The sequence below is a fragment of the Caulobacter sp. FV1ye13L genome (assembly GCF_058681155.1).
Map to the genome: position 1 here is coordinate 1,391,537 of NZ_CM178732.1, position 25,122 is coordinate 1,416,658.

A 25,122-nucleotide genomic window follows, 5' to 3' on the forward strand; every position below is an offset into this window, starting at 1 on the left:
CCGCCATCTGAACCTTGGCTTCTGGATTCGAGAAGACAGCCTTCAACCAAAGTGGCGGACCAATTGCTATCACTCTTGGTGACTTCGGCGGGTCGCTGGAACCGCTGCTTGGGACGCGTGCGCCCTAGTAGGCGTTCTCGGCCAGCAACAGGTGCGGCACGGTCAGCAGCATGATGCGAAGGTCGGTCAGCAGCGACCAGTTGTCGATGTAGTCAATATCGGCCTTAACGCGGCTGGACATGTCGTCCAGGTCGTTGGTGGCGCCGCGCAGGCCCTTGATCTGGGCCAGGCCCGTCAGGCCCGGGCGCGCCTGGAAGCGCATCTGATAGGCCGGGATCAGCGCGCCATAATAGGCGTCATGCGCCTGGGCGTGAGGACGAGGACCCACCAGGGACATGTCGCCCTTGAGGACGTTCAGCAGCTGGGGAAGCTCGTCGATGCTGGTGGCGCGGATGATCTTGCCGATGCGGGTCACGCGATCGTCGTCGCGCTTGGCCTGCACGACGGTGTCGCCGTTCTCTTCGCAGCGCATTGAGCGCAGCTTGTAGATGGTGAAGGTCTTGCCGTTGAGGCCGCCCCGCGTCTGGCGGAACAGGGCAGGGCCGCGCGATTCCAGCCGGATAAGCAGAGCGGCGAGCAACAGGACCGGCAAAAAGAAGATCAGTAGTAAAGTTGACGCAAGAACGTCACAGAGACGTTTCATCGGGTCTACGGCGACCCGCGGCAGAAAGGTTGCGGGCTCGCGCTTCAGAACTTCCGTGCTCCAGCCCCCACTCACCGCTGATCTCCATCAAGCGCTGGCCCGAGAAACAGACCCAGGCCGTCCACAGTTCATTTATCGCACTGCGGCGCCGGCGTCACTTCTAAACCGCCGGTTAACTATAGATAGCGTTAGCGCTGCATAAACGCTGTTCGTTAGCGCGAATTTAGCGCTCGCTCCCTAGGCTGGGCCGCACAGGAGCAACACCATGTCGATGATCCCGGCCAATCTTACCGCGATGCACTCCGTCACGGGGAACCCTGTCGCTGGCGTCAGGCGCCTGCCCCGCGCCATCGGATGGCTGTTGGCCGCCGTCGTTTCTGCAGGCTTCTGGATTGTGGCGATCGAGGCGATCCGCCTGGCGGTCTAGCCGCCACCCAAGCCCGGAATACCGAAAAGCCCCGGAGCACGCTCCGGGGCTTTTCGCTGTCTGGAGCCGCTGTCTGGAGCCGCTGTCTGGAGCCGCTGTCTGGAGCCGCTGTCTGGAGCCGCTGTCTGGAGCCGCTGTCTGGAGCCGCTGTCTGGAGCCGCTGTCTGGAGCCGCTGTCTGGAGCCGCTGTCTGGAGCCGCTGTCTGGAGCCCCGAGGCGGGAGCGGCCATTGCGATCGGTTTCCTTCCGGGGTCGCGCCCGGAGCCCTGTCCCGGCGTCCTATTCGCGAGCATTGCCTTGGCGCGGGCCTGGCCCCGTGCTCTTCAAAGGCTCACATCTAGCTGACGGTGGTCCAGGCGTTTGAGCCGGCGACCTGACGCTGGATCCAGGTGTAGCCCAGCGCGGCCCACGGAGTGGGCCACGGGGTCAGGTTGTCCAGCACAACGTCGCCGGTCTCGAACGCCACAACCAGAACCGCATGACGCTCGCCGCGGCGGGTAACGACAACAGCCATCGACAGGGCTTCGGCGGACACGCCGGCCTCGATCAGGCGGCGGCGCTTTTCCAGGGCATAGTCCTCGCAGTCGCCATACATCTTGCCGTCGACGACCTGCGGCAGGGTCCAGTACTCCGGCATGCCATAGAGGTCCAAGTCGTTGGCCTTTTGAACTTCGCGGTTCACGTCGCGATTGATGCTGGTGATCAGCTTCAGCTGTCCCTTGCCCAGTTGGGCCGGACCGGCGGCCAGCACGACCGGGGCGACGGTCGGGGCGGGGGCGACGGGGCGAAGAACGCCGGCGGGCAGGAAATCCTCGACCGCCTCTGGCCGGTAGGCTTGCAGGGTTTCAACCATGACGAGGCCCAACTCGGCGGCGTCCTGGGCGGTGTCGGAAGCTTGGCGCTCGGCGGCGGCCATCGCCATGGGCCAGGTCCGGCCCAGCGACGAGGTGCTGAGGGCCGACATCGCCAGGGTGGAGGTCGGGGCGACCATCGCGACGGCCGTTTCGCAGGCCGTTTGGTCGCGCTCGCACATAAATGTGAAGCCCGGAGGGGCCTGGACCGTATCACCGCGCGCCATGAAGGGGCGGGCTTCAGCGTTTGCAGCCGTGGCGCCAGCCAGAAAGAAAGCAACGCTGGCGAACTTGGTGAGTTGTTTGCGGATATTCATCGAAACATCGCCCTTAATGACGATGTAACAATGCAATTAAGACCCAATTATCAGCTTAAAAAGACTGGTGATTTGGAAATGAATACAAATGGTAACTAAGATATTAGGAGTAATGATATGCGAATAACTGTGGTAAACATGAAGTATTAGAGTGTGGTGTATTGTCTGGTAAGGATCTCTGGCGGGTGGTTGATGGAGCTCCCCGTCTCAGGCAAGTTGCGCCTCGCCTCAGTGGGCGGTCGAAGCGCCCGAGTGGACAGGTGATGAAGTTCAAGTTTTTCCGGCCCAAACCCAGCCCGGCGGCCGCCGCCTCGACGGGAGGGCGCGTCGTCTATGCGATTGGCGACATCCACGGCCATCTGGACCTGCTGGATGAGCTGCTGGACGTGATCGCGCGGGATTTCACCGCCCTGGGGCGTCATGATCGCCCCGTCCTGGTGTTCGTCGGCGACTATGTGGATCGCGGGCCGGCCTCGCGCGGGGTCATCGAGCGGCTGATCGCCTTAACCGCCGCCTCGGCCCAGCAGGGCGTCTTCGAGGTTCGCGCCCTGATGGGCAACCACGAGCAGACCATGCTGTCGTTCCTCGACAATCCCGAGGCCGGCGCGGCCTGGGTCGAGTTCGGCGGCGCCGACACCATGACCTCCTATGGCGTGGCCCGGCCGATCGGTCGGGTGGACCAGGACGCCTGGCGCAACATCCAGGCCAGTTTCCAGACCCAGGTGCCCGCTAGTCACGTGGCGTTCCTGCAGGCGCTGGAACTGTCGGCGACCTATGGCGACTACTTCTTCGTGCATGCGGGGGTGCGGCCCGGTGTGCCGCTGGACCGGCAGACACCCGAGGATCTGATGTGGATCCGAAACGACTTTCTCTCGCAACCTCATCGGCTGCCCTGCGTCGTCGTCCATGGCCACACGCCGGACGAGGAGCCCTTCATCGGTCCTGACCGTATTAATATTGATACGGGAGCCTATGCGACGGGCGTTCTCACCGCAGTTCGCCTGATCGAGGGATCGCCGGTCGTTCTTCAGGCGCGAAAGTCTCGTCGCGCTTGAGTCGCATGCTTGTCGCTGCTGTGCGCCCGTGTCATGACACGCAGGTAGGGACACGCTTATTCAGAGACTTTAATCCGATGACTATCGTCAGACGAAACCTAAATTGGATCTTTGTCCTGTTGGCGAGTGTGCTTGTCCTCGGGACCCTGAGCGCCGCGCCGGCGCACGCCCGACAGCCGCCGCCGCCCGCCGCCGCCGCGCAGGACGGCGCCTATTTGCTGGGATCCAGCGACAAGGTCCGCGTCACCGTCTATGGCGAACCCACCCTCTCGGGCGAGTTCTTCGTCACGGGCAGCGGCCTTGTCTCCTTGCCGCTGATCGGAGAGGTCAAGGCCGCCGGCCTTACCCTTAGCCAGTTCCAGCAAGCCGTGCAGACCTCGCTGAGCGACGGCTATCTGAAGGACCCGCGCGTCAGCGCCGAGGTTCTGACCTTCCGCCCATTCTATATCCTGGGTGAAGTCAGCAAGCCCGGCACCTATCCCTACACCTCGGGCCTGACGGTGATGAACGCCGTCGCCACAGCGGGCGGCTATACCTACCGGGCCGACAAGAAGCAGGTCTTCGTCAAGCGCAACGGCGCGACCGAAGAGCAGAAACTGACACTGGATCCGACCGTCACGGTCGCCCCGGGCGACACCATCCGGATCGGCGAGCGCTTCTTCTAGAAGCCCTGTTTAGGCGAGGGCGTGGCTTCACGAGGCCGCGCCTGAGGCCCCTCCTTTGGTCAGAAGCGTGTCGGCGGCACGCTGGATCGGCGTCGGGTTGTCTTTTTCGACAGGCGAATTGGCTGCTCGGAGCCGAAATCCGCCTCGGACGGACCTGAAAACACGCACTTTGCGACGTTTTTCGCGCTGATGCGACAAAATGTCCATTTTAGATATTGGTCTCCAGAAAAGCCGAGTTCCTGGCCGGGAATATCTTTTGCTCTTCTGGCCCAATCGTCACGAAAGTGACGCTTGGGCCACGAATTGTAGATAACTTATGCATCGCGCAACCATATTTCTTCGACATATAGATTGGATAGAGTTGTTACGAGTATCCCTTTTCTGTACAAATATCACTAAAACCCGTTTTGGGTAGCAAGTGATACCCCTCAAAGCTTACTCTATCAAAACTCCTAACATCGTTCTGCGACACTAAGTTACGCTCTGTTTACTAATCCAGTTCTTTGTCCCCCGCAGGAAAGCCCGAAAGAAATCCGGGCAGGGGATCAATAGAAATGTCGAAAAAGACCAAGCCTGGCGTTCTGGTGCTTTGCGCCATCGCGCTCGTCGCCGCACCGATCAGCGCTCACGCCGACGCCGCCAAGGACCTGCAGGTCGCAGGCCGCGCGCTCACCTTCCTTGAAAACGGCCCGACGGGCAAAGCTACGCTGGGCGTCGTCTTCGACCCGTCCAAGCCCGCTTCCGTCGCCGAAAAGAACGCCATCATGGCCGCGATCGGCGGCGGACTGAGCGCCGGCGCCCTGACCCTCACCGGCAAGCCTGTCGAAGCCGGCGACGTCGCCGGCGTGTCGGGCGTCGCGGCGCTCTACATCACCACCGGCGTCAATGCCGGCCCGGTCGGCGCCGCCGCCAAGGGCAAGAAGATCATCACCATCGGTTCAGACATGGGCTGCGTCACCAGCGGCGCCTGCGTGATGAGCGTCTCGGCCGATCCCAAGGTGGAAATCGTGGTCAGCCGCTCAGCGGCCGCCGCGGTCGGCGCGGTCTTCAAGGCCGCCTTCCGCATGATGATCCGCGAAGTCTGACCCCAGCGAACGAACGAGACAAACCCATGAAAACGACTCTCTTCGCCGGCGCTTCGGTCGGCCTGATCATCCTGGCTTCGGCCACCGCCGCTTCGGCCCAGTCGATCGACTACGGCGCCATGGAGCAGCTGTTCAACGAACCGGTGACCACCAGCGCCACCGGTTCGCCGCAACGTTCGACCGAGGCCCCGGTGGCCATGGAGATCATCTCCGCCGCCGACATCAAGCGCTCGGGCGCCACCGACCTGCCCACCCTCCTGAGCCGGGTCTCGGGCCTGGACGTGCTCAACGCCGGCGCTGCCGGCGCCGACATCAGCGTGCGTGGCTATGACCGGTCAATGTCGCCCCGCCTGCTGGTGCTGATCAATGGCCGTCAGGTCTATCTCGACCACTATGGCTATACCGCCTGGGCGACCCTGCCGGTCCAGCTGGAAGAAATCCGCCAGATCGAAGTGGTCAAGGGCCCCAACAGCGCTCTGTTCGGTTTCAACGCCGTCGGCGGCGTCGTCAACATCATCACCTTCAACCCGAAGTTCGACAATGTCGGCTCGGTCACGGTGCGCGCGGGCCTCGGCGGTCACCAAGAGATCTCGGCCGTCAAGACCGTCAAGCTGGGCGACAAGTTCTCGGCCCGCCTTTCGGCCGGCGCCGTTCAGATGGACGAGTGGAAGAACACCGTCGGCGTCGCCAGCAACCTGCTGACCGACCCGGCCCGGGTTTCGGCCAATCTCGACACCCTGACCCAGCTGAACGACAAGACCGAACTGCGCATCGAAGGTTCGTGGTCGAACGTCCAGGTCAGCGAGATGCTGTCCAACAACAGCTATTCGCCGACCAAATATGTAACCAGCTCGGTGAAGGGCGCCCTGGCGTCTGAAACCAAGTTCGGCACCCTGGAGCTGTCGGCCTATCGCAACATGCTGTCGGCCAAGCACCTGGTGGTCGGCCAGGCGACCAAGTTCGATAACGAGATCACGGTCGTCAGCGCCCAGAACCTGTTCAAGGTCGGAGCCAAGCATACCTTCCGCGTTGGCGCCGAGTATCGCCACAACGAGGTCAATACCGCACCGATCGGCGGCGCTCAGATCGCCTATGACGTGCTCGCCGCTTCGGGCATGTGGACCTGGGCGATCAGCGACAAGCTGTCGACCACGGCCGCCGTCCGCTATGACAAGCTGGATCTCGAACGTACGGGTGTTTTCCCGGTCGCTTTCCCGATGGCCAACAACGCCCTTTGGGACCGCTCGATCAAGGAAACCAGCTACAATCTGGGTCTGGTCTATCGTCCCAGCGACCTGGACTCGATCCGCGCCACTGTCGCCAAGGGCGTCCAGGTTCCGACCCTGGTTGACCTCGGCGCCGTGCAGCTGAAACTGGCCGTCGGCCCGTTCACCATCGGCGCCAGCGGCAATCCGGCCCTGAAGCCCTCGATCGTCACCAATTATGAGCTCGGCTATGACCGCGCCCTGCCGGCCCTGAACGCCAAGATCGGCGCTTCGGTGTTCGTCCAGAAGACCGAGGATGTTAAGGGCCAGCTCTCTTCGACCCAGCTCGATATCGCCCCGACCGCGACCACGCTGCCGATCATCAGCTACCGCAACATCGGCGAGTCGAAGATGAAGGGCGTCGAGCTCTCGGCCTCGGGCACGGTCGAGGGTGGCTATCACTGGAGCGCCGACTACACCTGGACCGACGTTGAAGACCAGCCGCTGGCCGGTTATTCGGCCGTGGGTCGCGGCACGGCCTTCGAGCAAACGACGCCCGCCTATCGCGGCAATGTCGCCCTGGGCTGGGACGGCGGCGCATGGTCGGCTGACGGCTATGTGCGTTTTGTCGGCGGCTTTGACGGCTACAGCACCACCTCGGCCCTGGTCCCGGTCGAAGGCTACGCCTCGGTCGGCGGTCGCGTCGCCCGCCAGTTCGAGCACGGCTTCATCCTGGCGCTCAGCGGTCAGAACCTGATCGAAGCGCGTCAGCAGCAGACCGCTGGTCTGGAAGCCGAACGCCGCGCCTACCTGACCCTGACCAAGAGCTGGTAAGCGTCATCTAGCGCTGGAGAGCGAAGGGCCCCGCCGCAAGGCGGGGCCCTTTTCCGTTGTGGCTCAGGCGTCGTCGCCGGCCTCGACCACGCCGCGCATGTGGCCCAGCCAGTCAGGCTCGCCCGCCGCCACGCGGACGAAGGCCTCGGCCAGTTCCTGGGTCGCTTCGCCCAGATTGTAGCGGTTGTCGTTAAATCGCAGCAGGACGCTTTCGATATAGCGGTCCAGCAGGACGCGGTCGTCGCCGGTGAGGTTGTTGCGCATGGGGCAAGCCTAGTCCTGCGGCGCGGCAAGCGCCATGGTTCAGTCCCAGTCCTTGATCTTCTTCTTTCGGCCCAGACCCAGGAGCCCCGGATAGGGGCCCTTGCCGGTGCGATAGAGGCACCAGTCGTCGTCCTTCCTGCAGTCGCCATCGAAGGCCGCTTTCTTGGCGGGATCGATCACCGCATACATCGCCGGACGGTTCTTGTTTTTTTCGCCGAGGGTCTCGTCGCAGACGGTCTGCTCGGCCTTGGTCAGAGCCAGCCCATCGGCGTTGCGACAGCCAAGTCCGTCGCGGGTCGTCTCGCGCAGGGCCTGGCCGCCGCCGGTCAGGCCCTGCGCCCTGAAGCCGGGCGGGGCGGCGGCCGAGGTGGGCGGCTCGGGTGGGGAGGCTGGTCTTGCGAGCTCGGGCGCTACCGGCGCGACGGGGGCCGCAACGGCCTGGGCTGCCGGCGTCGCGGGCGCGGATCGGACGGGTGACATCGCCGGCGGGTCAGGCCTGACGGGCGGCAGCAACTCCACGCTGAGGACCGGCGGCTCGACTCGTTGCGGCATGACGCGGACGCCGGAGATCAGGCCACCCAACACCAGCAGGTGCGCGATCGTAGAGGCCAGCACGATCCACGGCGTGGCGCGGCCCTGTCGTCGCGGCGCCGGTCTGTCGGCGATCAGGGCGAGGGCCGCCGGCATCAGTGTCTGTCTCGCCCGTCCAAAACGAGCGCCACGGATAGGGACGGGGTGAGGCGCAAGCATGGCCGCAACATCGCCGCGCTGACATGAAAAGGGCCCGGCGTCGCCGCCGGGCCCTCTCCTGTCTCAGCGATGGAGGAAGCTTTACGCCGCCGCCTTCGTCTTGACGCCGAAGCGGCTGTAGAAGGTTTCACCCTTCTCGGCCATTTCGCGCAGCAGCTTGGGCGGCGTGAACCGCGTGCCGAACTTCTGGGCGAGAGCGTCGCAGCCCTCGACGAAGGCTTTCAGGCCAATACCGTCGATCATGCTGACGGGACCGCCGGTCCAGGGCGCGAAGCCCCAGCCCAGGATCGCGCCGACATCGGCTTCGCGCGGATCGACGATGACGCCTTCCTCGAAGCAGCGGGCGGCTTCCACGGCCTGGCGATAGAGGAGACGCGTGCGGATCTCCTCGATCAGGGCCTTGTCGGCGTCCGCGGTGGTCACCGGCATCAGCTCGGCCAGGCCCGGCCAGATGCGCTTGGCGCCGCTTTCCGGATAGTCATAGAAGCCCTTGCCGTTCTTGCGGCCCAGGCGACCCATCTCGACGACCATCTTTTCGAGGACCGGCGCGAACGGCCGCTCCTCGTACTTGTCGCCGAGGTCCTTCTTGGTCTGCTCGCCGATCTTGTAGGAAAGGTCGAGCGCGACGTCGTCGTTCATCTCCAGCGGACCACGCGGCATGCCGGTGGCGCGGCCGACATTGTCGATGATCGCCGGGGCGATGCCCTCGGCCATCATTTCCAGGCCTTCCTGCACGAAGGTGCCGAAGCAACGCGACGTGTAGAAACCGCGGCTGTCATTGACGACGATCGGGGTCTTCTTGATCTTCAGGACGTAGTCGATCGACTTGGCCAGGGCTTCCTGGCTGGTCTGTTCGCCCATGATGATCTCGACCAGGCCCATCTTGTCGACCGGCGAGAAGAAGTGGATGCCGATGAACGAGGCGGGACGCACCGAGGCTTTCGACAGGCCGGTGATCGGCAGGGTCGAAGTGTTGGAGCCGAAGATGGCGGTGTCGGCCAGTTGGGCTTCGGCCTTCTTGGTGACGTCGGCCTTCACTTCGCGGTTTTCGAACACGGCCTCGACCACCAGGTCCGAACCCTTGACCAGGGCGTAGTCCGTGGTCGGGGTGATCAGGGCCAGGACCTTCTCGCCCTTTTCGGCGGTCATCTTGCCGCGCGAGACGGCCTTCTTGACCAGGGCTTCAGCGTAGCCCTTGCCCTTGTCGGCGGCTTCCTGGGTCTGGTCGATCAGCACGCTCTCGATGCCGGCCATGGCCTGGACGTAAGCAATGCCCGCGCCCATCATGCCGGCGCCGAGGACGGCGACCTTCTTGACGTCATAGTGCGGCACGCCGGCGGGACGGCCCGAACCCTTGCCCAGCTCCTGGAGGGAGAGGAACAGGGTGCGGATCATGCCCTTGGCCTGGGGCGTCATCATGGTCTTGAGGAAGTAGCGGGTCTCGATCCGCAGGGCGGCGTCGAACGGCACCTGCGTGCCCTCATAGACCGCCTTCATGATGTTCAGCTGGGCGGGATAGTTGCCATAGGTGCTCTTGCGGAGCATGGCGTTGCCCATCACGAACACCTGGCTGCCGCCGGGGCTGTAGGGGCCGCCGCCGGGCAGCTTGAAGTCCTTCTTGTCCCACGGCGCGACGGGGTCGCCCTTGGTCTTGACCCAGGTCTTGGCGGCCTCGACCACCTGATCGGCGGGCACGACTTCATGCACGACCTTGGCGGCGAGCGCCTCGGCCGGCTTCATCGACTTGCCTTCCAGCAGGTAGGGCGCGGCGTTCATCACGCCCATCAGGCGCGGCAGACGCTGGGTGCCGCCGGCGCCGGGCAGCAGGCCGACCTTGGCTTCCGGCAGGGCCAGCTGGATCTTGGGGTTATCGGCCACGACGCGATAGTGGCAGGCTAGGGTGATTTCCAGGCCGCCGCCCATGGCCAGGCCATTGATGGCCGCAGCCACCGGCTTGCCGCAGGTTTCCAGGGCGCGGAACGCCTTGTTGAGCGCAAAGCCGGCTTCGAAGGCGGCCTTCAGGCCCTCTTCGCCCGCGCCGCCGCCGCCCAGGCCGCCGGAGCCGCCCAGTTCGCCCAGGTCAGCGCCGGCGCAGAAGCCGGTCGTCTTGCCCGAGGTGATGACGGCGCCCTTGATGTTGGCGTCGCTCTTGATGGTCTCGACGACGTCGCCGATTTCCTTGATCACCGAAGCGGTCAGGGTGTTCATCGTCCGGCCGGGCACGTCGAAGGTGACCAGGGCCACGCCGTCGGAATCGACCTCGATCTTGAAGTTTTCCATGGTGTTAGCTCCTTAGACGCGTTCGATGACGGTGGCGGTGCCCATGCCGGCGCCGACGCACAGGGTGATCAGGGCGGTCTCCTTGTCGGAGCGCTCCAGTTCGTCGAGCATGGTGCTGATCAGCATCGCGCCGGTGGCGCCCAGGGGGTGACCCATGGCGATGGCGCCGCCGTTGACGTTCATCTTGTCGTGCGGGATGTCCAGCGCCTGCATCATGCGCAGGACGACGGCGGCGAAGGCCTCGTTCAGCTCATAGAGGTCGATGTCCTTCACGCCCATGCCCAGGCGCTTGAGCAGCTTCTCGGTGACCAGCGACGGGCCGGTCAGCATGATCGAGGGCTCGCTGCCGATCGAGGCGGCGCCCTTGATGCGGCCACGGGGCTTCAGGCCCAGGGCCTCGCCCATTTCCTTGGTGCCGATCAGCACGCCGGCGGCGCCGTCGACGATCCCCGAGCTGTTGCCGGCGTGGTGGACGTGATTGATCTTTTCCACCTGCGGATAGCGCTGGGTGACCACGGCGTCGAAGGCCATCTCGCCCATGCCCGTGAACGAGGCGTTCAGCGAGGCCAGGGTCTGCATGGTCGTCGAGCCGCGCACGGTCTCGTCGTGATCCAGGATGGTGATGCCCAGCTGGTCCTTGACGCCGATGACCGACTTCTTGAAGCGGCCGTCGGCCCACGAGGCGGCGGCGCGGCGCTGGCTCTCGACGGCATAGGCGTCGACGTCATCGCGCGAGAAACCGTACAGCGAGGCGATCAGGTCGGCCGAGACGCCCTGCGGGGCGAAATAGGTCTTGAAGGCGCTGGACGGGTCGGTCGGCCAGGCGCCGCCGTCGCTGCCCATGGGCACGCGGCTCATGCTCTCGACGCCGCCGCCGATGGCCAGTTGGGCCTCGCCGGAGGCGACCTTGGCGGCCGCCATGTTCACGGCTTCCAGGCCCGAGGCGCAGAAGCGGTTGATCTGCACGCCGGCGACGCTCTCGGCATAGTCGGCGGTCAGCACAGCGGTGCGAGCGATGTCCGAACCTTGTTCGCCCACGGGGGCGACGCAGCCGAGCACGACGTCGTCGACATAGGAGGTGTCGAGATTGTTGCGGTCACGGAGGGCTTCCAGGACCTGGCTGGCCAGGGACAGCGAGGTGATCTCGTGCAGAGATCCGTCCTTCTTGCCCTTGCCGCGCGGGGTGCGCACGGCGTCAAAGATGTAAGCGTCGGCCATTTGATGGCTCCTTCCTGCGTCGTCTAAACGGGGGGTGGGGTAGGCGCCGGCTCGACCCGCACATCCGTGCGAACCGAATTGGCGATGAAACAGGTGTGGTGGGCGGCCTCGTGCAGGGCCGTTTCTTCGGCCTCGCTGGGCGGCGCGCCCGCATAGGTGATCCTGGGGCGCAGGTTGACCGTGCTGACCCACATCGCGCCGTGATCGTTTTTGGTCATCAGGCCTTCGGCCGTATCGGCATAGGCGGTGATGTGGAATCCGGCCCGGCGGGCCAGGTCCAGAAAGGTCAGCATGTGGCAGGCCGACAGGGCCGCCACGAACATCTCTTCGGGATCGACGCCGGCCGGATCCGACCACGGCAGCGGCACGACCGAGGGCGAGGCCGAACCGGTCGTCGTCACGCCGCCGTCGAAGGCCAGCGTGTGGACGCGGCTATAGCGGCCCTTGGCGAAGTCCTCGTCGGGCTTCAGAGACCAGCTGATGGTGGCGGTGTGGACGGACATTACTTCCAGGTCCCGATCGGGCTCTTGGCGATCTGGGCGCACTTCAGACCGCGGGCGCCGGCCTTGGCGCTGTAGGTCACCCGCTGGCCGAACTCCGGCGCGGGCAGGACGCAGGGCGTGAAGCCCGAGGTGGTGACTTCGAGCGACCAGGTCGCGATCTTGGAGCGCAGCAGGTTGTTGCAGACATCGCTGCCCGGCGTCAGCGGCAGCTTGAAGGCTCCCGGCTGCGGACGCTTGCCCACCAGGGTTCCGCTGAAAGTCAGGGGCCGGCGACCGCCGGGGGCCGCGCGAACGCAGACCACGGCGGCGCGCGCGTCGGGCGCGGCGGGCTTGGGGGCCGCCGTGGCGGCCTGGGCCAGCAGGGCGAGCGTGAGGATCACAGCGTTCTCGCGATCAGGATCTTCATCACCTCGTTGGTGCCGCCATAGATCCGCTGTACGCGGCTGTCGCGGTACATGCGGGCGATCGGATACTCGTTCATGAAGCCATAGCCGCCGAACAGCTGCAGGCAGCGGTCGACGATCTTGTTCTCCAGATCGCTGACCCAGTACTTGGCCATCGAGGCGGTGGCGGCGTCGAGCTTGCCGGCCAGGTGCAGCTCAATGCAGTGATTGACGAACACCCGGGCCACGGTCGCCTCGGTCTTGCATTCGGCCAGCACGAACTGGGTGTTCTGGAAATCAAGGATTGCCTTGCCGAAGGCCCGGCGCTCCTTGACGTAGGCGATGGTCAGCTCAAGCGCCCGCTCGATGGTGGCCATGCCCTGAACGCCGATGTTCAGGCGCTCCTGCGGCAGTTGGCCCATCAGCTGGAAGAAGCCCTGGCCCTCGTCCGTGCCCAGCAGGTTCTCGGTCGGAACCTTGACGTCGTTGAAGAACAGTTCCGACGTGTCCTGAGCCTCCTGGCCCAGCTTGTCGAGGTTGCGGCCCCGCTCGAAGCCCTCCGCGCCATCGGTCTCGACGATGAGCAGGGAGGTGCCGCGCGCGCCGGCGGCGGCGTCGGTCTTGGCGACCACGATGATCAGATTGGCGGTCTGACCATTGGTGATGAAGGTCTTGGAGCCGTTGATGACGTACTGGTTGCCGACCTTCTTGGCGGTGGTCTTGATGCCCTGAAGGTCCGAGCCCGCGCCGGGCTCGGTCATGGCGATCGCGCCGACCAGTTCGCCGGTGGCCATTCTGGGCAGCCAGCGGCGCTTCTGCTCCTCAGTCCCGTAGTGGACGAGATAGGGCATGATGATGGCGTTGTGCAGGCTGATGCCGAAGCCATCCACGCCCTTGAGGCCCAGCTGTTCCATCAGCACGACCTCGTGGCGATAGTCGCCGCCGGCCCCGCCATATTCCTCCGGCACGGAGAGGCCCAGCAAGCCGGCCTCCCCCGCCTTGGTCCACATGTCGCGATCGACGCAGTGGTTCTTGCGCCACTGGGCGACCGTCGCTTCAGGCGCGTGCTCGTCGAAGAACTTGCCCACCGCGTCGTCAAAGATCGCGATGTCTTCCTCAGCCATGAAAGCCGGTTTTGCGACGTCGAGCACGCTCATGATCAGAAAGCCTCCGCAGGCAGCGCCATCAGGGTCGCTGAGCCCGTCTTGAGTTTGGTCAGATGCGCCCCAGCGTCAGGCAAGATGCGTTCGATGAAATATTGCGCCGTGACCACCTTGGTCGAATAGAACGGATCGGACGAGCCGGCCGCGATCTTGGCCTGGGCCGCCTTGACCTGCAGGGCCCACATATAGGCCAGGCCCGTCAGGCCGAAGAGGTGCATGTAGTCGGTCGAGGCCGCGCCGGCGTTGTCGGGGTTCTGCAAGCCGTTCTGCATCAGCCACATGGTGCCGTCCTGCATCTGGGCCTTCACCTCGGCCAGGGCCGTGATGAAGGGTTTCAGGCCCGCATCCGTGTCGTTCTCGCCGATGAACTGGTCGATTTCCTGGAAGAAGGTCATCACCGCGCGGCCGCCCTTGGAGGCCAGCTTGCGGCCGACCAGGTCCAGGGCCTGCACGCCGTTGGTGCCCTCATAGATCAGGGCGATGCGGCAATCGCGCATGAACTGGCTGACCGGGAAGTGCTCGGTGAAGCCGCTGCCGCCATGCACCTGCACCGCGTCGGAACAGATCTTGAAACCCTTGTCGGTCAGGTAGCCTTTCAGCACGGGCGTCATCAGGCCCATATAGTCCTCGGCCTTTTCCCGGACCTTCTCGTCCGGGTGGCCGTGCGCCAGGTCGCCGTGCAGGGCCGTCCAGAACAGGAAGGCGCGACCGCCTTCGATCAGGGCCTTGCTCTCCAGCAGCATGCGACGCACGTCCGGATGGACGATGATCGGATCGGCCGGGCCGTCGGCGTTCTTGGGGCCGGTCAGCGAGCGGCCCTGCAGGCGGTCTTTGGCGAAGGCGACGGCGGCCTGATAGGCGGCCTCGCCCTGGGCCACGCCCTGCATGCCGACGCCCAGACGGGCCTCGTTCATCATCACGAACATGATCTTCAGGCCGGCGTTCTCGCCGCCGATCAGCCAGCCCTTGGCGTCTTCATACTGCATCACGCAGGTGGCGTTGCCGTGGATGCCCATCTTCTCTTCAAGGCCCACGCACTTGGCGCCGGCATTGCGCTCGCCCACCGAGCCGTCTTCCTTGGGCAGGAACTTGGGCACGATGAACAGGCTGATGCCCTTGACGCCGGCCGGGGCGCCTTCGATGCGGGCCAGCACCAGGTGGACGATGTTGTCGGCCATGTCGTGCTCACCGGCGCTGATCCAGATCTTCTGGCCAGTGATGCGATACGTGCCGTCAGCCTGCGGAACCGCCTTGGTGCGCAGCAGACCAAGGTCCGTGCCGCAGTGCGGCTCGGTCAGGTTCATGGTGCCGGTCCATTCGCCGGTCACCATCTTGGGCAGATAGAGTTCCTTCTGCGCGTCGGTGCCGCCGGTGTGGATGGCCGAATAGGCGCCGTGGGCCAGGCCCGGATACATCGAGAAGGCCATGTTGGCCGAGCTCGACATCTCGCTGAACGCCAGGTTGACGACATGCGGCAGGCCCTGGCCGCCATAGGCGGGGTCGGAGCCCAGGCCCGTCCAGCCGCCTTCGCACAGTTGCTTGTAGGCTTCCTTGAAGCCCGGCGGGGTGGTGACTTCGTTGGTGTCCTTGTCCAGCACGCAGCCGTGCTTGTCGCCCACGGCGTTCAGCGGGGCCAGCACCTCGCCGGTGAACTGGGCCGCGGCTTCCAGGATCTGCTCGACCGTATCGAACGAGGCGTCGGCGAAGGCCGGCAGCTGGCCATGCTGATCAATGTTCAGCATGTCGCGCAGGATGAAGACGTGATCGCGAACGGGCGCCTGGTAGGTCATGGAAGGTCCTGGAAGAGAGTGGAGTAGAAGCGGGGAGCTTACTTGCCGAGCGCGGCGTCCGCGTGACCGTCCAGCCGGGCGCGCAGCACCTGGTCATAGTCGGCGGCGCGGGGCAGCAGGTCGGGGCGGATTTCGGCCAGGCGCTGTTCGAGGCGGGCGCAGGCTTGGTGCAGTTCGATCAGGGCGCCGTCGATGTCTTCGCGCTGCTGTTCCAGCGCGGTGGCGCGCTCGCGGAACTTCTTCAGCGACCGGGCCATCTGGGCCGCGCCGTCGTCGTTCTCGTCATACAGGTCCAGCAGTTCGCGGATTTCCGACAGCGACAGGCCCACCCGCTTGCCGCGCAGGATCAGCTGCAGGCGGACGCGGTCCTTGTGGGAATAGACGCGGTTGAGGCCTTCGCGGGCCGGATTGAGCAGGCCCTTGTCCTCATAGAAGCGCAGGGCGCGGGGCGTGGCTTTGAATTCGTTGCAGAGATTGCGGATCGTGAACGTCCGCTCGGGGCGACGCAGGTCGGCCAACATAGAAACCTCCCAAGAGGAAAGGCCCAGCTACGCGGCGGGGCCGCTTTGTTATCGTTGATCACCCTATTCCGGGTTTCCGTTGACGTCAACGTTTACGTAAACGTCAACCGAAGGTCATCGGAATAGGTTTACTTTCCTAGCCCCGCGGCTTATTTTCCTTCCGGCACGGCCACGCTGGAGCTCGCGACATGACGGCGCTTTCGCACACCGAAATCTGGACCGCGATTGACGCGCTCGCAAAGCGTTTCGACATGAGCCCCTCGGCCATGGCCAAGATGGCGGGGCTGGACCCCACCAGTTTCAACCGCTCCAAGCGCACCTCATCAGACGCCGAGGCGCGCCCGCGCTGGCCCTCGACCGAGAGCCTGGCCAAGGTGCTGGAGGCCACCGGCGTGGGCTTTTCCGAGTTCGCCGCCCTCACCGAAACGGCCAAGCGCCCGCCGGCGCGGGGTGTGCCGCTGCTGGGCTTGGCCCAGGCTGGGTCGGACGGTTTCTTCGACGATGCGGGCTTTCCCGTCGGCGAAGGCTGGGACGAGATCGCTTTTCCCGGCCTGCAGGAAGACGGCGTCTATGCGCTGGAGATTTCCGGGGACTCGATGGTCCCGGTATTTCGCGACGGCGACCGCATTCTGGTCTCGCCCTCGATCGAGCCGCGCCGGGGCGACCGGGTGGTGGTCAAGACCAATGCGGGAGAAGTGATGGCCAAGGAACTGGCGCGCGTCACCGCCCGGACGATCGAGCTGTCCTCGCTGAACCGGGACTATGGCGACCGCGTGCTGGAGCGGGGCGATGTGGCCTGGATCGCCAGGATCCTCTGGGCTAGCCAGTAAAGCCTTAGGTGCGCGGGCAGTTGCCGTGCTGGCCGTTGATATAGGCCAGCAGATCGCCTTCCCAGGGCGCGTCGCAGGACACGTCGACCCGGTAGGAGCCCCAGATGTCGTTGTGTGCGGCTTCCACATGGGCGCCGGGAAATTTGCTGGTCAGGTCGCCGAGCAGAGAATCGAATTCCGAACGGTCTGACGGGCGAAGGGTGAACGAAGCCATTGGACTAACCTTGGGGTTCTGATCCTGGAACCTTACGCCCGCAATTGCGGACATTCCCTTAACCGGCAATTCAGGGACCGTTCACCTTAACGGACACGGTGTCGCAGACACGGAGACTCACCCAGCGCGGGTAGGATGGGCTTTGGATGCGCGTGGTAGAAGGTGCTCCCCCTCTGGGGGAGCTGTCGCGGAGCGACTGAGGGGGCTAGCGGGACATAGGCCGCGCGGGCCCCCTCCGGGCCCTTTGGGCCGTCCTCCCCCAGAGGGGGAGGATCTTAACCCAGCTTCTCGTCGATCAACGCGATCGTGCGGTCCAGGCCGAAGATCGCCGCGAACGAGCCGAAGCGGGGTCCCTGGCTTTGGCCCAGCAGCACTTCGTACAGGGCCTGGAACCAGGCGCGAAGGGGGTCAAAGCCGTGGTCCTTGCCGACCGCGAAGACCTCGTTCTGGATCAGCTCGGCGTCCAGGCAGCCGTCCGGCAGGGCCGCAAGGCGGGCGCGAAGATCGACCATCGCCGCGCGCTCCACATCGGTCGGGGCGCGGAAGGTCTTCGAGGGCTTCACGAAGTCCTCGTAGTAATTGATCGCATAGCCGGCCAGGCGGTCCAGCAGCGGCTGGGTCTGCGGCGTCGCGCCGTCGACATAGCGGCCCAGGAAGCCCCACAGGATGTCCTTGGTCGACGCGTCGGCGGCCGAGACGAGATTCAGCATCAGGCTGAACGACACCGGCGAGCCCTGCTCCGGCGGCTTGCCGGAGTGAACGTGCCAGGCCGGGTTGTCGATCTGCTTGGCCGGTTCCTGCTTCTGGAAAGCGTCCAGTTGCTGGAGATATTCGTCGGTCGCCTTGGGGATGACGTCGAAATAGAGCTTCTTGGCCGACTTGGGGCTCTGGAACATGTAGTAGGCCAGGCTCTCGGGCGCGCCATAGCGCAGCCACTCGTCCATGGTCAGGCCGTTGCCCTTGGTCTTGGAGATCTTCAGGTTGTTCTCGTCCATGAAGAGTTCGTAGTGGAACCCTTCCGGCGGCGAGCCGCCCAGCACCTTGCAGACCTGGTTGGACAGGCGGACGCTGTCGATCAGGTCCTTGCCGCTCATCTCGTAGTCGACGCCCAGGGCCGTCCAGCGCATGGCCCAGTCGGGGCGCCACTGCATCTTGACGCCGCCGCCGGTCACCGGAACCTCGGTCAGTTCGCCGTCCTCGTCGCGGAACACGATCGTGCCCTTGGCGACATTGCGCTCCAGCGTCGGCACCTGCAGCACCTTGCCCGTCTTGGGGCTGATCGGCAGGAACGGCGAATAGGTGGCCCGGCGCTCCTCGCCCAGTGAGGGCAGCATGATCTTCTGGATGGCGTCGAAACGCTCCAGGGCGATCAGCAGGGTCTCGTCGAAGCGGCCGCCGCGATAGCAGTCGGTCGAGGACACGAACTCATAGTCGAAGCCGAAACCGTCCAGGAACGTCCGCAGGCGGGCGTTGTTGTGATGGCCGAAGCTCTCGTGCTCGCCATAGGGGTCGCGGACCACGGTCAGCGGCTTGTCGAGATCCGGGATCATGACCTCGCCATTGGGCACGTTCGGCGGGATCTTGCGCAGGCCGTCCATGTCGTCGCTGAACGAGATCAGGCGCGTGGGAATCTTGTCGTCGGTCAGGGCGCGGAACGCCGCGCGGACCATGGTCGTGCGCGCCACCTCGCCGAAGGTGCCCATGTGCGGCAGGCCCGACGGACCATAGCCGGTCTCCAGCACCACCGGTTTGCGCAGGGCTTCCAGCGTGGCGACCGCTTCGTCGGTCTTGCCGGCGTGGATCAGGGTCGCGGCGAGATCGCGCTCGGCGTCGGACAGGCGCAGGCGCAGGGTGCGGGCCAGCAGGGCGCGCGCCTGCTCGAACGGCCAGGCGCGTGCGTCGCGGGCGAGGGGGGAGAGGCCTTCAAACATGCGGGCGGTATAGGGCGAAGCGGCGGTGGTGGCTAGGTTTTGGGTGAGGGGGAGTGCTCCGGTCGCCAAGCCGCACTCTTGAAGAGCTCAGGAACGGGATCGCGCATTGGATCTATGCCGATGGCCTCCAGACGATCAAACCATTCGTCACGCCGGGAGGCGGGCAACTTTTCCGCACACCAAGGGCAGAAGTAAATCTGCTGCGAGACGCTCTGGGACACCTTCAAATCGTAGCAATCGAACCGCTCGTCATAAGAGACGAGATCGCCGTCGTTCTCTCGATGCCGGTTCATGTGGTTCACGGGCGCACTCATTTTTGACGTTCGCTTTCTTGCGCGTAAACCATCCGCCGCAGCGGATGCTGGCTCGCCTCCAAGGGTTTAAGGCGGGGCCTCGCCGCTGGCGGCCTTCCGTTTAACACACCCCTTTCAACCGTCATTCCCGCCCTTGTGGCGGGAACCCCTGGTTCAGCTGAACCGTGAAGCGCCAGCGAAGTGCGCGCGCACTTCGCCCCTCCTGCACCTGCGGCGGACAGAGGGCTCCCGAGCCGAAGGCTCGGAATGACGGGAGGTAGGGGAAAGCGGTCTTGGCTAGGTTTTGACAGATAGGCGCGCCGGAAGTTTATGGCGCGGAAGAAAACCGCTGATGCGCCTTTCCGGCGTCAACGCCTTGTAGCTGTCCTTTATGTAAGACCGCCCTCCAGCGCCGCCAGCACATCCGGCCGCAACCGCGCCAGCTCGACCAAGCGCTCGATCAGGGCGTCCTGGCTTTCAAGGGCCAGGCCGTCGCGCAGGCGGGCCATGCGGCTCTGGGCTTTCTGCAGGCCGGCGGTGTCCAGCGCGTTGACGGCCGCCGCGACCCCGACCTGGTGCTTGCAGGCCCCAAACTTGTCGAAGCCCGGGCAGGTGCAGGTTCCCTCGGCGGGCGGACGCAGCTCGACCACATAGAGCTCGCCGCCCTGGACATGGGCAGTGACGATCTCGTCCTCGAGGGCGATCAGCGCTACTGAACCGTCCTGGGCCAGGTCCAGGCCGTTGGCGAACGAGCCCTCGCTCATCCGGTCGCGGAAGGCGTCGAGCTCGAAGCGGGGCGGGGTCATCAGGCGTCGTCCTCGATACGGTGGATGTCGTCGTCGGACAGGCCGAAATGGTGGCCGATCTCGTGAATCAGAACGTGGCTGATCAGCTCGTCCAGGGTGACGTCGCCGCGCTCGCACCATTCGTCGAGGATCGGGCGGCGATACAGTAACACCATCGACGGGTGGACGCCGGAATCCAGCACCGAGCGGCGGCCCAGGTCCACGCCCTGATAGAGGCCGGTCAGCTCGAACGGGTCTTCGACGCCAAGGTCGTCGAGCACGTCGTCGGCGGCGAAGTCCTCGATGCGGATCTCGACATCGGCCGACAGGCCGGCGAACGGCTCGGGCAGGGCCTTGAAGGCGGCCTGCGCCAGGGCGGCGAAATCATCGAGCGACGGGGCGGGGCGAGCGGTCCATTCCATAGCTCTCAGATAGACCGATTGGCCGGTTTCGCCAGCCGCGTGAGACGTGCCGTCTATCGGGCCCTGCGACAGCCGTTCCGGTCGCGCTCTGGTCACGGCCCGACTAATCTGTGATTCTGATTCGCGGACCCGCCTTCGCGGGCTGCATGGGGCTTTAGCGACCGGCCTGATGACTTCTCATGACCTGATCCTCGCGGCGGCCGCCGGCGCGGTCTGCCTCGCCATTTGCGCGACGCTTTGGGCCCTGGCCCAGCGTCGGCGTTTCGAGGCCAGGCTGGCCGTGCTGCAGGGCCGGCTGTCCAGCCTGGAGAGCGGCACCCTGGCGGCGCAAGCCTCGGCGGAAGCCTTCGACAGCGCCCTGATCTCGGTCGAGGACGGCAAGGCCGCCCTCGTGTCGGGCGCCGACAGTCTGGGCGCCTGCGCCCTGGTGCTGGGCTGCGAGGCCCGCGCCCAGGAGGTGGTGGCCGCCCTGATGCTGCTGGATCCTGATCACACCGTGCGCCTGCGCGGCCTGTTCGAGCGCGGCGAGCCCTGCGCCTTCGAGGCCCTGGGCTCCGCCGGTTCCGTCTCCGTCGAGGGCCGCGCGGCCGGGGCCCTGGCCTGGCTGCGGCTGGCGGCGGTGGTTTCCAACGAGGCCGGCCTGCCGTCGGCCGCCCGCTTTGCCGCCTTTGTCGACGGCTTGGTCGAGCCGGCCTGGATCTCCAGCGCCGACGGCGCGCCGGTCTGGGGCAACGCCGCCTATCTGCGCGCCGTGGATGCGCCCTCGGCCGCGACCGCCGCCCTGGGCGGCAAGACCTTCGACCGCGCCGCCGACACCCTGGCCGTCGAGGCCGCGACCTCGGGCGAGCGCCGCGAGGCCCTGCGCTGGGTCAATGTCGACGGCCGCCGCCGCGCCTTCCGCGTCGCCGCCAAGTCACTGGACGGCGGCGGGGTCGGGGTGTTCTGCAGCGACGTCACCGAGATCGAGGATGTCCGAGACGCCCTGCGCAAGCATGTCGAGGCCCATGACGAGACGCTGAACCACATCGCCGACGCCGTGGCGATCTTCAGCCAGACCCGCCGCCTGGCCTTCCACAACACCGCCTTCGCCGAACTGTGGGGCCTTGAGCCCGCTTGGCTGGCCGACCGCCCGACCCATGGCGAGATTCTCGACCGCCTGCGCCAGCGCCGCCGCCTGCCCGAGACCATCGACTACGCCAAGTGGAAGGCCGAGGAACTGGCCCACTATGAGGACCTGGGTCCCCAGGCCGACGACATGTGGGGTCTGCCTGACGGCCGGACGTTGAAGCTGGTGCGCCAGCCGCACCCGCTGGGCGGCATGCTGCTGCTCTATTCCGACATCACCGGCGAGCTGAAACTCAAGGCCCAGTACAACGCCCTGATCCAGGTGCAGCAGGCCACGCTGGACAAGCTGAACGACGCCGTCGCGGTGTTCGGCTCCGACGGCCGGCTGCGGCTGCACAACGAGGCCTTCGAGAGCTTCTGGAACGTCACGGCCCAGGCCCTCGAGGCGGCGGTCGATTTCGAAGGCGTGGTCGACCTGTGCGTGCCGCGCCTGCACGACCTGGCCTTCTGGCGCGAGCTGAAGGGCCGGGTCGCCGATCCCGATCCGCAGATGCGCGCGCCCACCTCGGGCGAGGTTCGCACCTCCGACGGCCGCATCGTGCTTTATCAGAGCCGGCCGCTGCCCGATGGCGCGACCCTGATCGGCTTTACCGACGTCACCGACACCCGCGACCTGCAAAGCGCCCTGGCCGACCGCTCCGCCGCCCTGGCCGAGGCCGAGCGCCTGAAGCGCGACTTCGTGGGCAATGTTTCCTATGAGCTGCGCACCCCGCTGACCACGATCATCGGCTATTCGGAGCTGCTGGAACGGGCCGACGGCCTCCACGAGCGGGGCCGCAACCACGTGGCTGCCGTCCGCGCCGCCGCCACCCAGCTGGCCCGCTCGATCGACGACGTGCTGGACATGGCCCAGATCGACGCCGGCGAGATGGCGCTGGAGATCCAGGACATCCGCGTCATCGACCTGCTGGTCGAGGCCCGCGAGCGCGCCACCAAGGACGCCACCCTGGGCGGCGTGACCTTGACCATCGAGTGCGACGAGGATGTCGGCCTGATCCGCGGCGACCTGAAACGCCTGTCCCAGACCCTGGACCATCTGGTCGAGAACGCCCTGCGCCAGACCCCGCCGGACGGCATTGTCACGCTCTCGGCCCGCCGGGCGCTGGGCGAGGTGCGGCTGGACGTTAAGGATACCGGTCGCGGCGTGCCGTTCCACGTCCAGGCCCACATCTTCGACCGCTTCGTCGGCCGTGATCGCGGCGGCCCGGGCCTGGGCCTGGCCCTGGTCAAGGCCCTGGTGGAGCTGCACGGCGGCTGGGTGGCGCTGGAAAGCGAGCCGGGCTCGGGCTCGACCTTCACCTGCCACCTGCCCGAGACCCAGCAGCCGGGCGCCATGCAGCCTGAACTGTCGTTCTAAAGAGGTCGCGCCATGCTACTCGCCGCCCAGATCGCCGCCGGTCTCGTCCTGCTGATCCACATCTACATCGTGCTCTTGGAGACCGTGCTGTTCGACAGCCGGGGCAAGAAGGCCTTCGGCCTGACCGACGAGGCGGCCGCCGTGCTCAAGCCGGCGATGTCGAACCAGGGCTGCTATAACGGCTTTCTGGTCCTGGCCCTGGCGTTGGGACTTTTCTATCCGGACCCCGTCACAGCCTCGGCCTTCAAGACCTTTGGCCTGGTCTGCGTGGCCATCGCCGGCGTCTGGGGCGCAGTGACGGTCAAGAAGTCGATCCTGCTGATCCAGACCGTTCCGGCGGTGGTGGCCCTGGTGCTGGGCTATCTGGCCTAGGGTTTCTTGCCGGCCGGCCTGGGCGGCAGGCCGGTGACCGGATCGCGGGGCAGGGGGCGGAAGTCCTCGGCGACGAACAGGTCCATGCGCCGCACGTGCTTGCGGTCCAGACGCACACGGACGATCTCCAGCCCCGAGGTCCGGGCGAAGTCTTGCTCGATCTCGGCGCGGTAGTCGCCCTCCAGGCTGGCGATCAGGGTGCGACGGCCGGAGGCGGCGGTCAGGGGGGCCTCGGTCTCGGCCTGGTTTTGCGGACGGGCCTCGTGCACCCACATATTCAGCGGCGGTGCGCCGGGCGTCCCGAAATAGTCGCGGCCGTAATAGGCGGTGACGTTGAACAGGAAGCGGTCGTCCATGGCGATGCTGGTCAGGCCGCCGGCGGCCTGTTCCTCGCGGGCCCGGGCGATGATCGTCTCCGCGCCCTGTTCCCAGCCGCGCACGCGCTTGAAGCTGTTGGACGCGCCGATTGTGTCGGCCAGGCGCGGATTGACCATGCAGGCGATGAAAACGGCGCAGAACACCGCCTGGATCGCGACGGCGGCGATCAGCCAGCGTCGGGCATTCCAGCGCAGCAGCCAGGCCGCCGCCAGGATCGAGCCGGCGATATAGGCCACGCCGGCCCAGTTGGCGTTGGCGCGTGAGACGAAAGCCTGGGCCGCCACGGTCAGCAGGGGCGGGGCCGCCAAGCACAGCAGCAGGAGGTCAGCGGGCTGGAGCCGGCGCCGCGCGCCCAGCCCGATCGCGCCGCCGACCAGAACCGCGAACGGGATGGGGCCGAAGACGCCGAACTGCGAGCCGATGAACTCCATCAGTTCGCGGATGTTGAACAACTTGCGGGCGTTCCAGTTGGCGTTGGAGGCGGTGTGCTCCAGCGTCGCGAAATGGTGCGTCAGGTTCCAGACCAGGTTGGGCGAGAAGACGATCGCCAGGGCGGCCAGGGCGGCTGCGGCCATCGGCAGGGTCCAGACCTGACGCGCTTCCCGCGAGGCGGCCAGGTGAGCGGCCAGGCCGGCCAGCACATAGACCGCCGCATATTTCGACAGGAAGGCCAGGCCCAGGGCCGCGCCCAGGGCGATGGCGATCGGCAGCCTGCGGCGGGCCTCCAGCGCCGGCAGCGACACATAGGCCCAGATCGTCAGGGACAGGAAAAACAGCAGCGGCGCGTCGGTGGTGATCACGCCCGATGACAGCTGTATGGCCGGCATCAGGGCGTAGAGCGCCGCCGCCGCCAGGCCGGTCCAGCCGCCATACAGCCTGCCGGCGATGCGGGCGATGATCAGGGCCGTGCCGCCGTGCAGGAACAGAGCCGAAATCCGCACCCAGGCTTCGGAGTCGCCGCCGATCGAGGTGGTGGCCCAGATCAGCCAGGCGATCATTGGCGGCTTGGAGAAATAGCCGAAATCCAGGGTCCGCGACCACAGCCAGTACTGGGCTTCGTCCGGGTAGAGTTCGAACGGCGTGGCGAACAGGGCGGCGAGCCGCAGAATCGTCAGCACGCCCACCATACAGAGCGTCAGTCGCCAGGCCCGCGCACCGTCCGGCTGCGTCATTTCATCAAGCGCCACGCTGAGTTCTCCGGCACAAGTAAGAAAGTCCTGACCAAATGTGTTGCAAAGGCGCCGATGGCGGAGGGTTTGTGGTCCAGCGTGGCCTTTCCGTCACCAAACCTTCGAAATCCACGGCTATGGAAGCCGCTAACATGAGGTGCGATGTTTCTCTTTTGTGTCGAGAGCGCGCCAGAACGAGGGGATTGCAATGATTTCGATGAAAAGGCTCGCC

Annotated in this window: 25 protein-coding genes; 8 read left to right on the forward strand and 17 right to left on the reverse strand. The window is 65.8% G+C overall.

The window, feature by feature from the left end:
- Positions 1-124 precede the first annotated feature (124 nt).
- Positions 125-703 carry an exopolysaccharide biosynthesis polyprenyl glycosylphosphotransferase gene (locus ACW176_RS06490; RefSeq protein ID WP_419319507.1) on the reverse strand — a complete coding sequence of 193 codons (579 nt, stop codon included), beginning with the start codon at positions 701-703 and terminating at the stop codon, positions 125-127.
- A gap of 265 nt (positions 704-968) precedes the next feature.
- Between ACW176_RS06490 and ACW176_RS06495 the strand changes: the two genes are divergently transcribed.
- Positions 969-1,130, forward strand: coding sequence for a hypothetical protein (locus ACW176_RS06495; protein WP_492111335.1), 162 nt, complete (start codon positions 969-971; stop codon positions 1,128-1,130).
- 337 nt (positions 1,131-1,467) lie between these two features.
- Here the strand turns inward: ACW176_RS06495 and ACW176_RS06500 are convergent, their stop codons facing one another.
- Entirely contained in the window at positions 1,468-2,298 is an 831-nt protein-coding gene (locus tag ACW176_RS06500; RefSeq protein ID WP_492111336.1) for a transglutaminase-like cysteine peptidase, read from the reverse strand.
- A gap of 263 nt (positions 2,299-2,561) precedes the next feature.
- Between ACW176_RS06500 and ACW176_RS06505 the strand changes: the two genes are divergently transcribed.
- The 4 genes from ACW176_RS06505 (at position 2,562) to ACW176_RS06520 (ending at position 7,142) form a co-directional block, all read left to right on the forward strand.
- Complete coding sequence (locus tag ACW176_RS06505) at positions 2,562-3,353, forward strand: metallophosphoesterase family protein (RefSeq protein ID WP_492111337.1); 792 nt, start codon at positions 2,562-2,564, stop codon at positions 3,351-3,353.
- Between the two features lie 77 nt (positions 3,354-3,430).
- A complete protein-coding gene (locus tag ACW176_RS06510) occupies positions 3,431-4,018 on the forward strand; it encodes a polysaccharide biosynthesis/export family protein (RefSeq protein ID WP_492111338.1) in 588 nt (195 codons plus the stop codon).
- Positions 4,019-4,572: 554 nt separating this feature from the next.
- Positions 4,573-5,103: a hypothetical protein gene (locus ACW176_RS06515; RefSeq protein ID WP_492111339.1), complete on the forward strand. Its 531-nt coding sequence runs from the start codon at positions 4,573-4,575 to the stop codon at positions 5,101-5,103.
- A gap of 26 nt (positions 5,104-5,129) precedes the next feature.
- Positions 5,130-7,142: a TonB-dependent receptor plug domain-containing protein gene (locus ACW176_RS06520; RefSeq protein ID WP_492111340.1), complete on the forward strand. Its 2,013-nt coding sequence runs from the start codon at positions 5,130-5,132 to the stop codon at positions 7,140-7,142.
- A gap of 63 nt (positions 7,143-7,205) precedes the next feature.
- On the opposite strand, the gene ACW176_RS06525 is transcribed toward ACW176_RS06520, so the two are convergent.
- The 9 genes from ACW176_RS06525 to ACW176_RS06565 form a co-directional block, all read right to left on the reverse strand.
- Positions 7,206-7,406 carry a hypothetical protein gene (locus tag ACW176_RS06525; RefSeq protein WP_419319515.1) on the reverse strand — a complete coding sequence of 67 codons (201 nt, stop codon included), beginning with the start codon at positions 7,404-7,406 and terminating at the stop codon, positions 7,206-7,208.
- 39 nt (positions 7,407-7,445) lie between these two features.
- Positions 7,446-8,093, reverse strand: a complete 648-nt coding sequence (locus ACW176_RS06530; RefSeq protein WP_492111341.1) for a hypothetical protein — start codon at positions 8,091-8,093, stop codon at positions 7,446-7,448.
- 144 nt (positions 8,094-8,237) lie between these two features.
- On the reverse strand, positions 8,238-10,436 hold the full coding sequence (locus ACW176_RS06535; RefSeq protein ID WP_492111342.1) for a 3-hydroxyacyl-CoA dehydrogenase NAD-binding domain-containing protein: 2,199 nt from the start codon (positions 10,434-10,436) through the stop codon (positions 8,238-8,240).
- 12 nt (positions 10,437-10,448) lie between these two features.
- The gene (locus tag ACW176_RS06540; protein ID WP_492055890.1) at positions 10,449-11,654 is read right to left on the reverse strand and encodes an acetyl-CoA C-acetyltransferase; all 1,206 of its coding nucleotides are present in this window, start codon (positions 11,652-11,654) and stop codon (positions 10,449-10,451) included.
- Between the two features lie 23 nt (positions 11,655-11,677).
- Positions 11,678-12,157 (reverse strand): OsmC family protein, encoded by a 480-nt coding sequence (locus tag ACW176_RS06545; RefSeq protein ID WP_492111343.1) that lies wholly within the window; start codon positions 12,155-12,157, stop codon positions 11,678-11,680.
- Positions 12,157-12,537, reverse strand: coding sequence for a hypothetical protein (locus tag ACW176_RS06550; protein WP_492111344.1), 381 nt, complete (start codon positions 12,535-12,537; stop codon positions 12,157-12,159). The genes ACW176_RS06545 and ACW176_RS06550 overlap by 1 nt, the downstream gene beginning before the upstream one ends.
- Positions 12,534-13,697: an acyl-CoA dehydrogenase family protein gene (locus ACW176_RS06555; RefSeq protein ID WP_419319520.1), complete on the reverse strand. Its 1,164-nt coding sequence runs from the start codon at positions 13,695-13,697 to the stop codon at positions 12,534-12,536. Before ACW176_RS06555 ends, ACW176_RS06550 begins: the two co-directional genes overlap by 4 nt.
- A 2-nt stretch (positions 13,698-13,699) precedes the next feature.
- Positions 13,700-15,493 (reverse strand): acyl-CoA dehydrogenase C-terminal domain-containing protein, encoded by a 1,794-nt coding sequence (locus ACW176_RS06560; RefSeq protein ID WP_492111345.1) that lies wholly within the window; start codon positions 15,491-15,493, stop codon positions 13,700-13,702.
- 38 nt (positions 15,494-15,531) lie between these two features.
- The gene (locus ACW176_RS06565) at positions 15,532-16,011 is read right to left on the reverse strand and encodes a MerR family transcriptional regulator (RefSeq protein WP_419255911.1); all 480 of its coding nucleotides are present in this window, start codon (positions 16,009-16,011) and stop codon (positions 15,532-15,534) included.
- Between the two features lie 191 nt (positions 16,012-16,202).
- Here ACW176_RS06565 and ACW176_RS06570 point away from each other — a divergent pair, with 191 nt between their 5' ends.
- Complete coding sequence (locus ACW176_RS06570) at positions 16,203-16,844, forward strand: S24 family peptidase (RefSeq protein WP_492111346.1); 642 nt, start codon at positions 16,203-16,205, stop codon at positions 16,842-16,844.
- A 4-nt stretch (positions 16,845-16,848) separates the two neighbouring features.
- On the opposite strand, the gene ACW176_RS06575 is transcribed toward ACW176_RS06570, so the two are convergent.
- From ACW176_RS06575 to ACW176_RS06595, 5 genes are all read right to left on the reverse strand, one after another.
- Positions 16,849-17,058, reverse strand: coding sequence for a hypothetical protein (locus tag ACW176_RS06575; protein ID WP_419319524.1), 210 nt, complete (start codon positions 17,056-17,058; stop codon positions 16,849-16,851).
- A 275-nt stretch (positions 17,059-17,333) separates the two neighbouring features.
- The gene (locus ACW176_RS06580; RefSeq protein WP_492111888.1) at positions 17,334-18,989 is read right to left on the reverse strand and encodes a lysine--tRNA ligase; all 1,656 of its coding nucleotides are present in this window, start codon (positions 18,987-18,989) and stop codon (positions 17,334-17,336) included.
- A 32-nt stretch (positions 18,990-19,021) separates the two neighbouring features.
- Complete coding sequence (locus tag ACW176_RS06585; RefSeq protein WP_492111889.1) at positions 19,022-19,282, reverse strand: DUF6980 family protein; 261 nt, start codon at positions 19,280-19,282, stop codon at positions 19,022-19,024.
- Positions 19,283-19,671: 389 nt separating this feature from the next.
- A complete protein-coding gene (locus ACW176_RS06590; RefSeq protein ID WP_492111347.1) occupies positions 19,672-20,088 on the reverse strand; it encodes an SWIM zinc finger family protein in 417 nt (138 codons plus the stop codon).
- A complete protein-coding gene (locus tag ACW176_RS06595; RefSeq protein WP_492111890.1) occupies positions 20,088-20,489 on the reverse strand; it encodes a metallopeptidase family protein in 402 nt (133 codons plus the stop codon). The genes ACW176_RS06590 and ACW176_RS06595 overlap by 1 nt, the downstream gene beginning before the upstream one ends.
- Before the next feature lie 169 nt (positions 20,490-20,658).
- Here ACW176_RS06595 and divL point away from each other — a divergent pair, with 169 nt between their 5' ends.
- Both divL and ACW176_RS06605 read left to right on the forward strand, forming a co-directional pair.
- Positions 20,659-22,971, forward strand: coding sequence for a cell cycle protein kinase DivL (divL, locus tag ACW176_RS06600; RefSeq protein ID WP_492111348.1), 2,313 nt, complete (start codon positions 20,659-20,661; stop codon positions 22,969-22,971).
- Positions 22,972-22,983: 12 nt separating this feature from the next.
- Positions 22,984-23,343, forward strand: coding sequence for a DUF1304 domain-containing protein (locus ACW176_RS06605; protein WP_492111349.1), 360 nt, complete (start codon positions 22,984-22,986; stop codon positions 23,341-23,343).
- Here the strand turns inward: ACW176_RS06605 and ACW176_RS06610 are convergent.
- Positions 23,340-24,893, reverse strand: a complete 1,554-nt coding sequence (locus tag ACW176_RS06610; RefSeq protein WP_492111891.1) for an ArnT family glycosyltransferase — start codon at positions 24,891-24,893, stop codon at positions 23,340-23,342. The two genes, ACW176_RS06605 and ACW176_RS06610, sit on opposite strands and share 4 nt — an antisense overlap.
- Between the last annotated feature and the right edge of the window lie 229 nt (positions 24,894-25,122).

Coding starts and splice junctions, on each gene's coding strand:
- ACW176_RS06575 (WP_419319524.1), bottom strand. CDS start 17,058: ATGGCTTCGTTCACCCTTCGCCCGTCAGACCGTTCGGAATTCGATTCT.
- ACW176_RS06595 (WP_492111890.1), bottom strand. CDS start 20,489: ATGGAATGGACCGCTCGCCCCGCCCCGTCGCTCGATGATTTCGCCGCC.
- ACW176_RS06585 (WP_492111889.1), bottom strand. CDS start 19,282: ATGAACCGGCATCGAGAGAACGACGGCGATCTCGTCTCTTATGACGAG.
- ACW176_RS06505 (WP_492111337.1), top strand. CDS start 2,562: ATGAAGTTCAAGTTTTTCCGGCCCAAACCCAGCCCGGCGGCCGCCGCC.
- ACW176_RS06560 (WP_492111345.1), bottom strand. CDS start 15,493: ATGACCTACCAGGCGCCCGTTCGCGATCACGTCTTCATCCTGCGCGAC.
- ACW176_RS06570 (WP_492111346.1), top strand. CDS start 16,203: ATGACGGCGCTTTCGCACACCGAAATCTGGACCGCGATTGACGCGCTC.
- ACW176_RS06500 (WP_492111336.1), bottom strand. CDS start 2,298: ATGAATATCCGCAAACAACTCACCAAGTTCGCCAGCGTTGCTTTCTTT.
- ACW176_RS06525 (WP_419319515.1), bottom strand. CDS start 7,406: ATGCGCAACAACCTCACCGGCGACGACCGCGTCCTGCTGGACCGCTAT.
- ACW176_RS06530 (WP_492111341.1), bottom strand. CDS start 8,093: ATGCCGGCGGCCCTCGCCCTGATCGCCGACAGACCGGCGCCGCGACGA.
- ACW176_RS06610 (WP_492111891.1), bottom strand. CDS start 24,893: ATGACGCAGCCGGACGGTGCGCGGGCCTGGCGACTGACGCTCTGTATG.
- ACW176_RS06590 (WP_492111347.1), bottom strand. CDS start 20,088: ATGACCCCGCCCCGCTTCGAGCTCGACGCCTTCCGCGACCGGATGAGC.
- ACW176_RS06495 (WP_492111335.1), top strand. CDS start 969: ATGTCGATGATCCCGGCCAATCTTACCGCGATGCACTCCGTCACGGGG.
- ACW176_RS06510 (WP_492111338.1), top strand. CDS start 3,431: ATGACTATCGTCAGACGAAACCTAAATTGGATCTTTGTCCTGTTGGCG.
- ACW176_RS06605 (WP_492111349.1), top strand. CDS start 22,984: ATGCTACTCGCCGCCCAGATCGCCGCCGGTCTCGTCCTGCTGATCCAC.
- ACW176_RS06580 (WP_492111888.1), bottom strand. CDS start 18,989: ATGTTTGAAGGCCTCTCCCCCCTCGCCCGCGACGCACGCGCCTGGCCG.
- ACW176_RS06520 (WP_492111340.1), top strand. CDS start 5,130: ATGAAAACGACTCTCTTCGCCGGCGCTTCGGTCGGCCTGATCATCCTG.
- ACW176_RS06490 (WP_419319507.1), bottom strand. CDS start 703: ATGAAACGTCTCTGTGACGTTCTTGCGTCAACTTTACTACTGATCTTC.
- ACW176_RS06545 (WP_492111343.1), bottom strand. CDS start 12,157: ATGTCCGTCCACACCGCCACCATCAGCTGGTCTCTGAAGCCCGACGAG.
- ACW176_RS06515 (WP_492111339.1), top strand. CDS start 4,573: ATGTCGAAAAAGACCAAGCCTGGCGTTCTGGTGCTTTGCGCCATCGCG.
- ACW176_RS06540 (WP_492055890.1), bottom strand. CDS start 11,654: ATGGCCGACGCTTACATCTTTGACGCCGTGCGCACCCCGCGCGGCAAG.
- ACW176_RS06555 (WP_419319520.1), bottom strand. CDS start 13,697: ATGAGCGTGCTCGACGTCGCAAAACCGGCTTTCATGGCTGAGGAAGAC.
- ACW176_RS06535 (WP_492111342.1), bottom strand. CDS start 10,436: ATGGAAAACTTCAAGATCGAGGTCGATTCCGACGGCGTGGCCCTGGTC.
- divL (WP_492111348.1), top strand. CDS start 20,659: ATGACTTCTCATGACCTGATCCTCGCGGCGGCCGCCGGCGCGGTCTGC.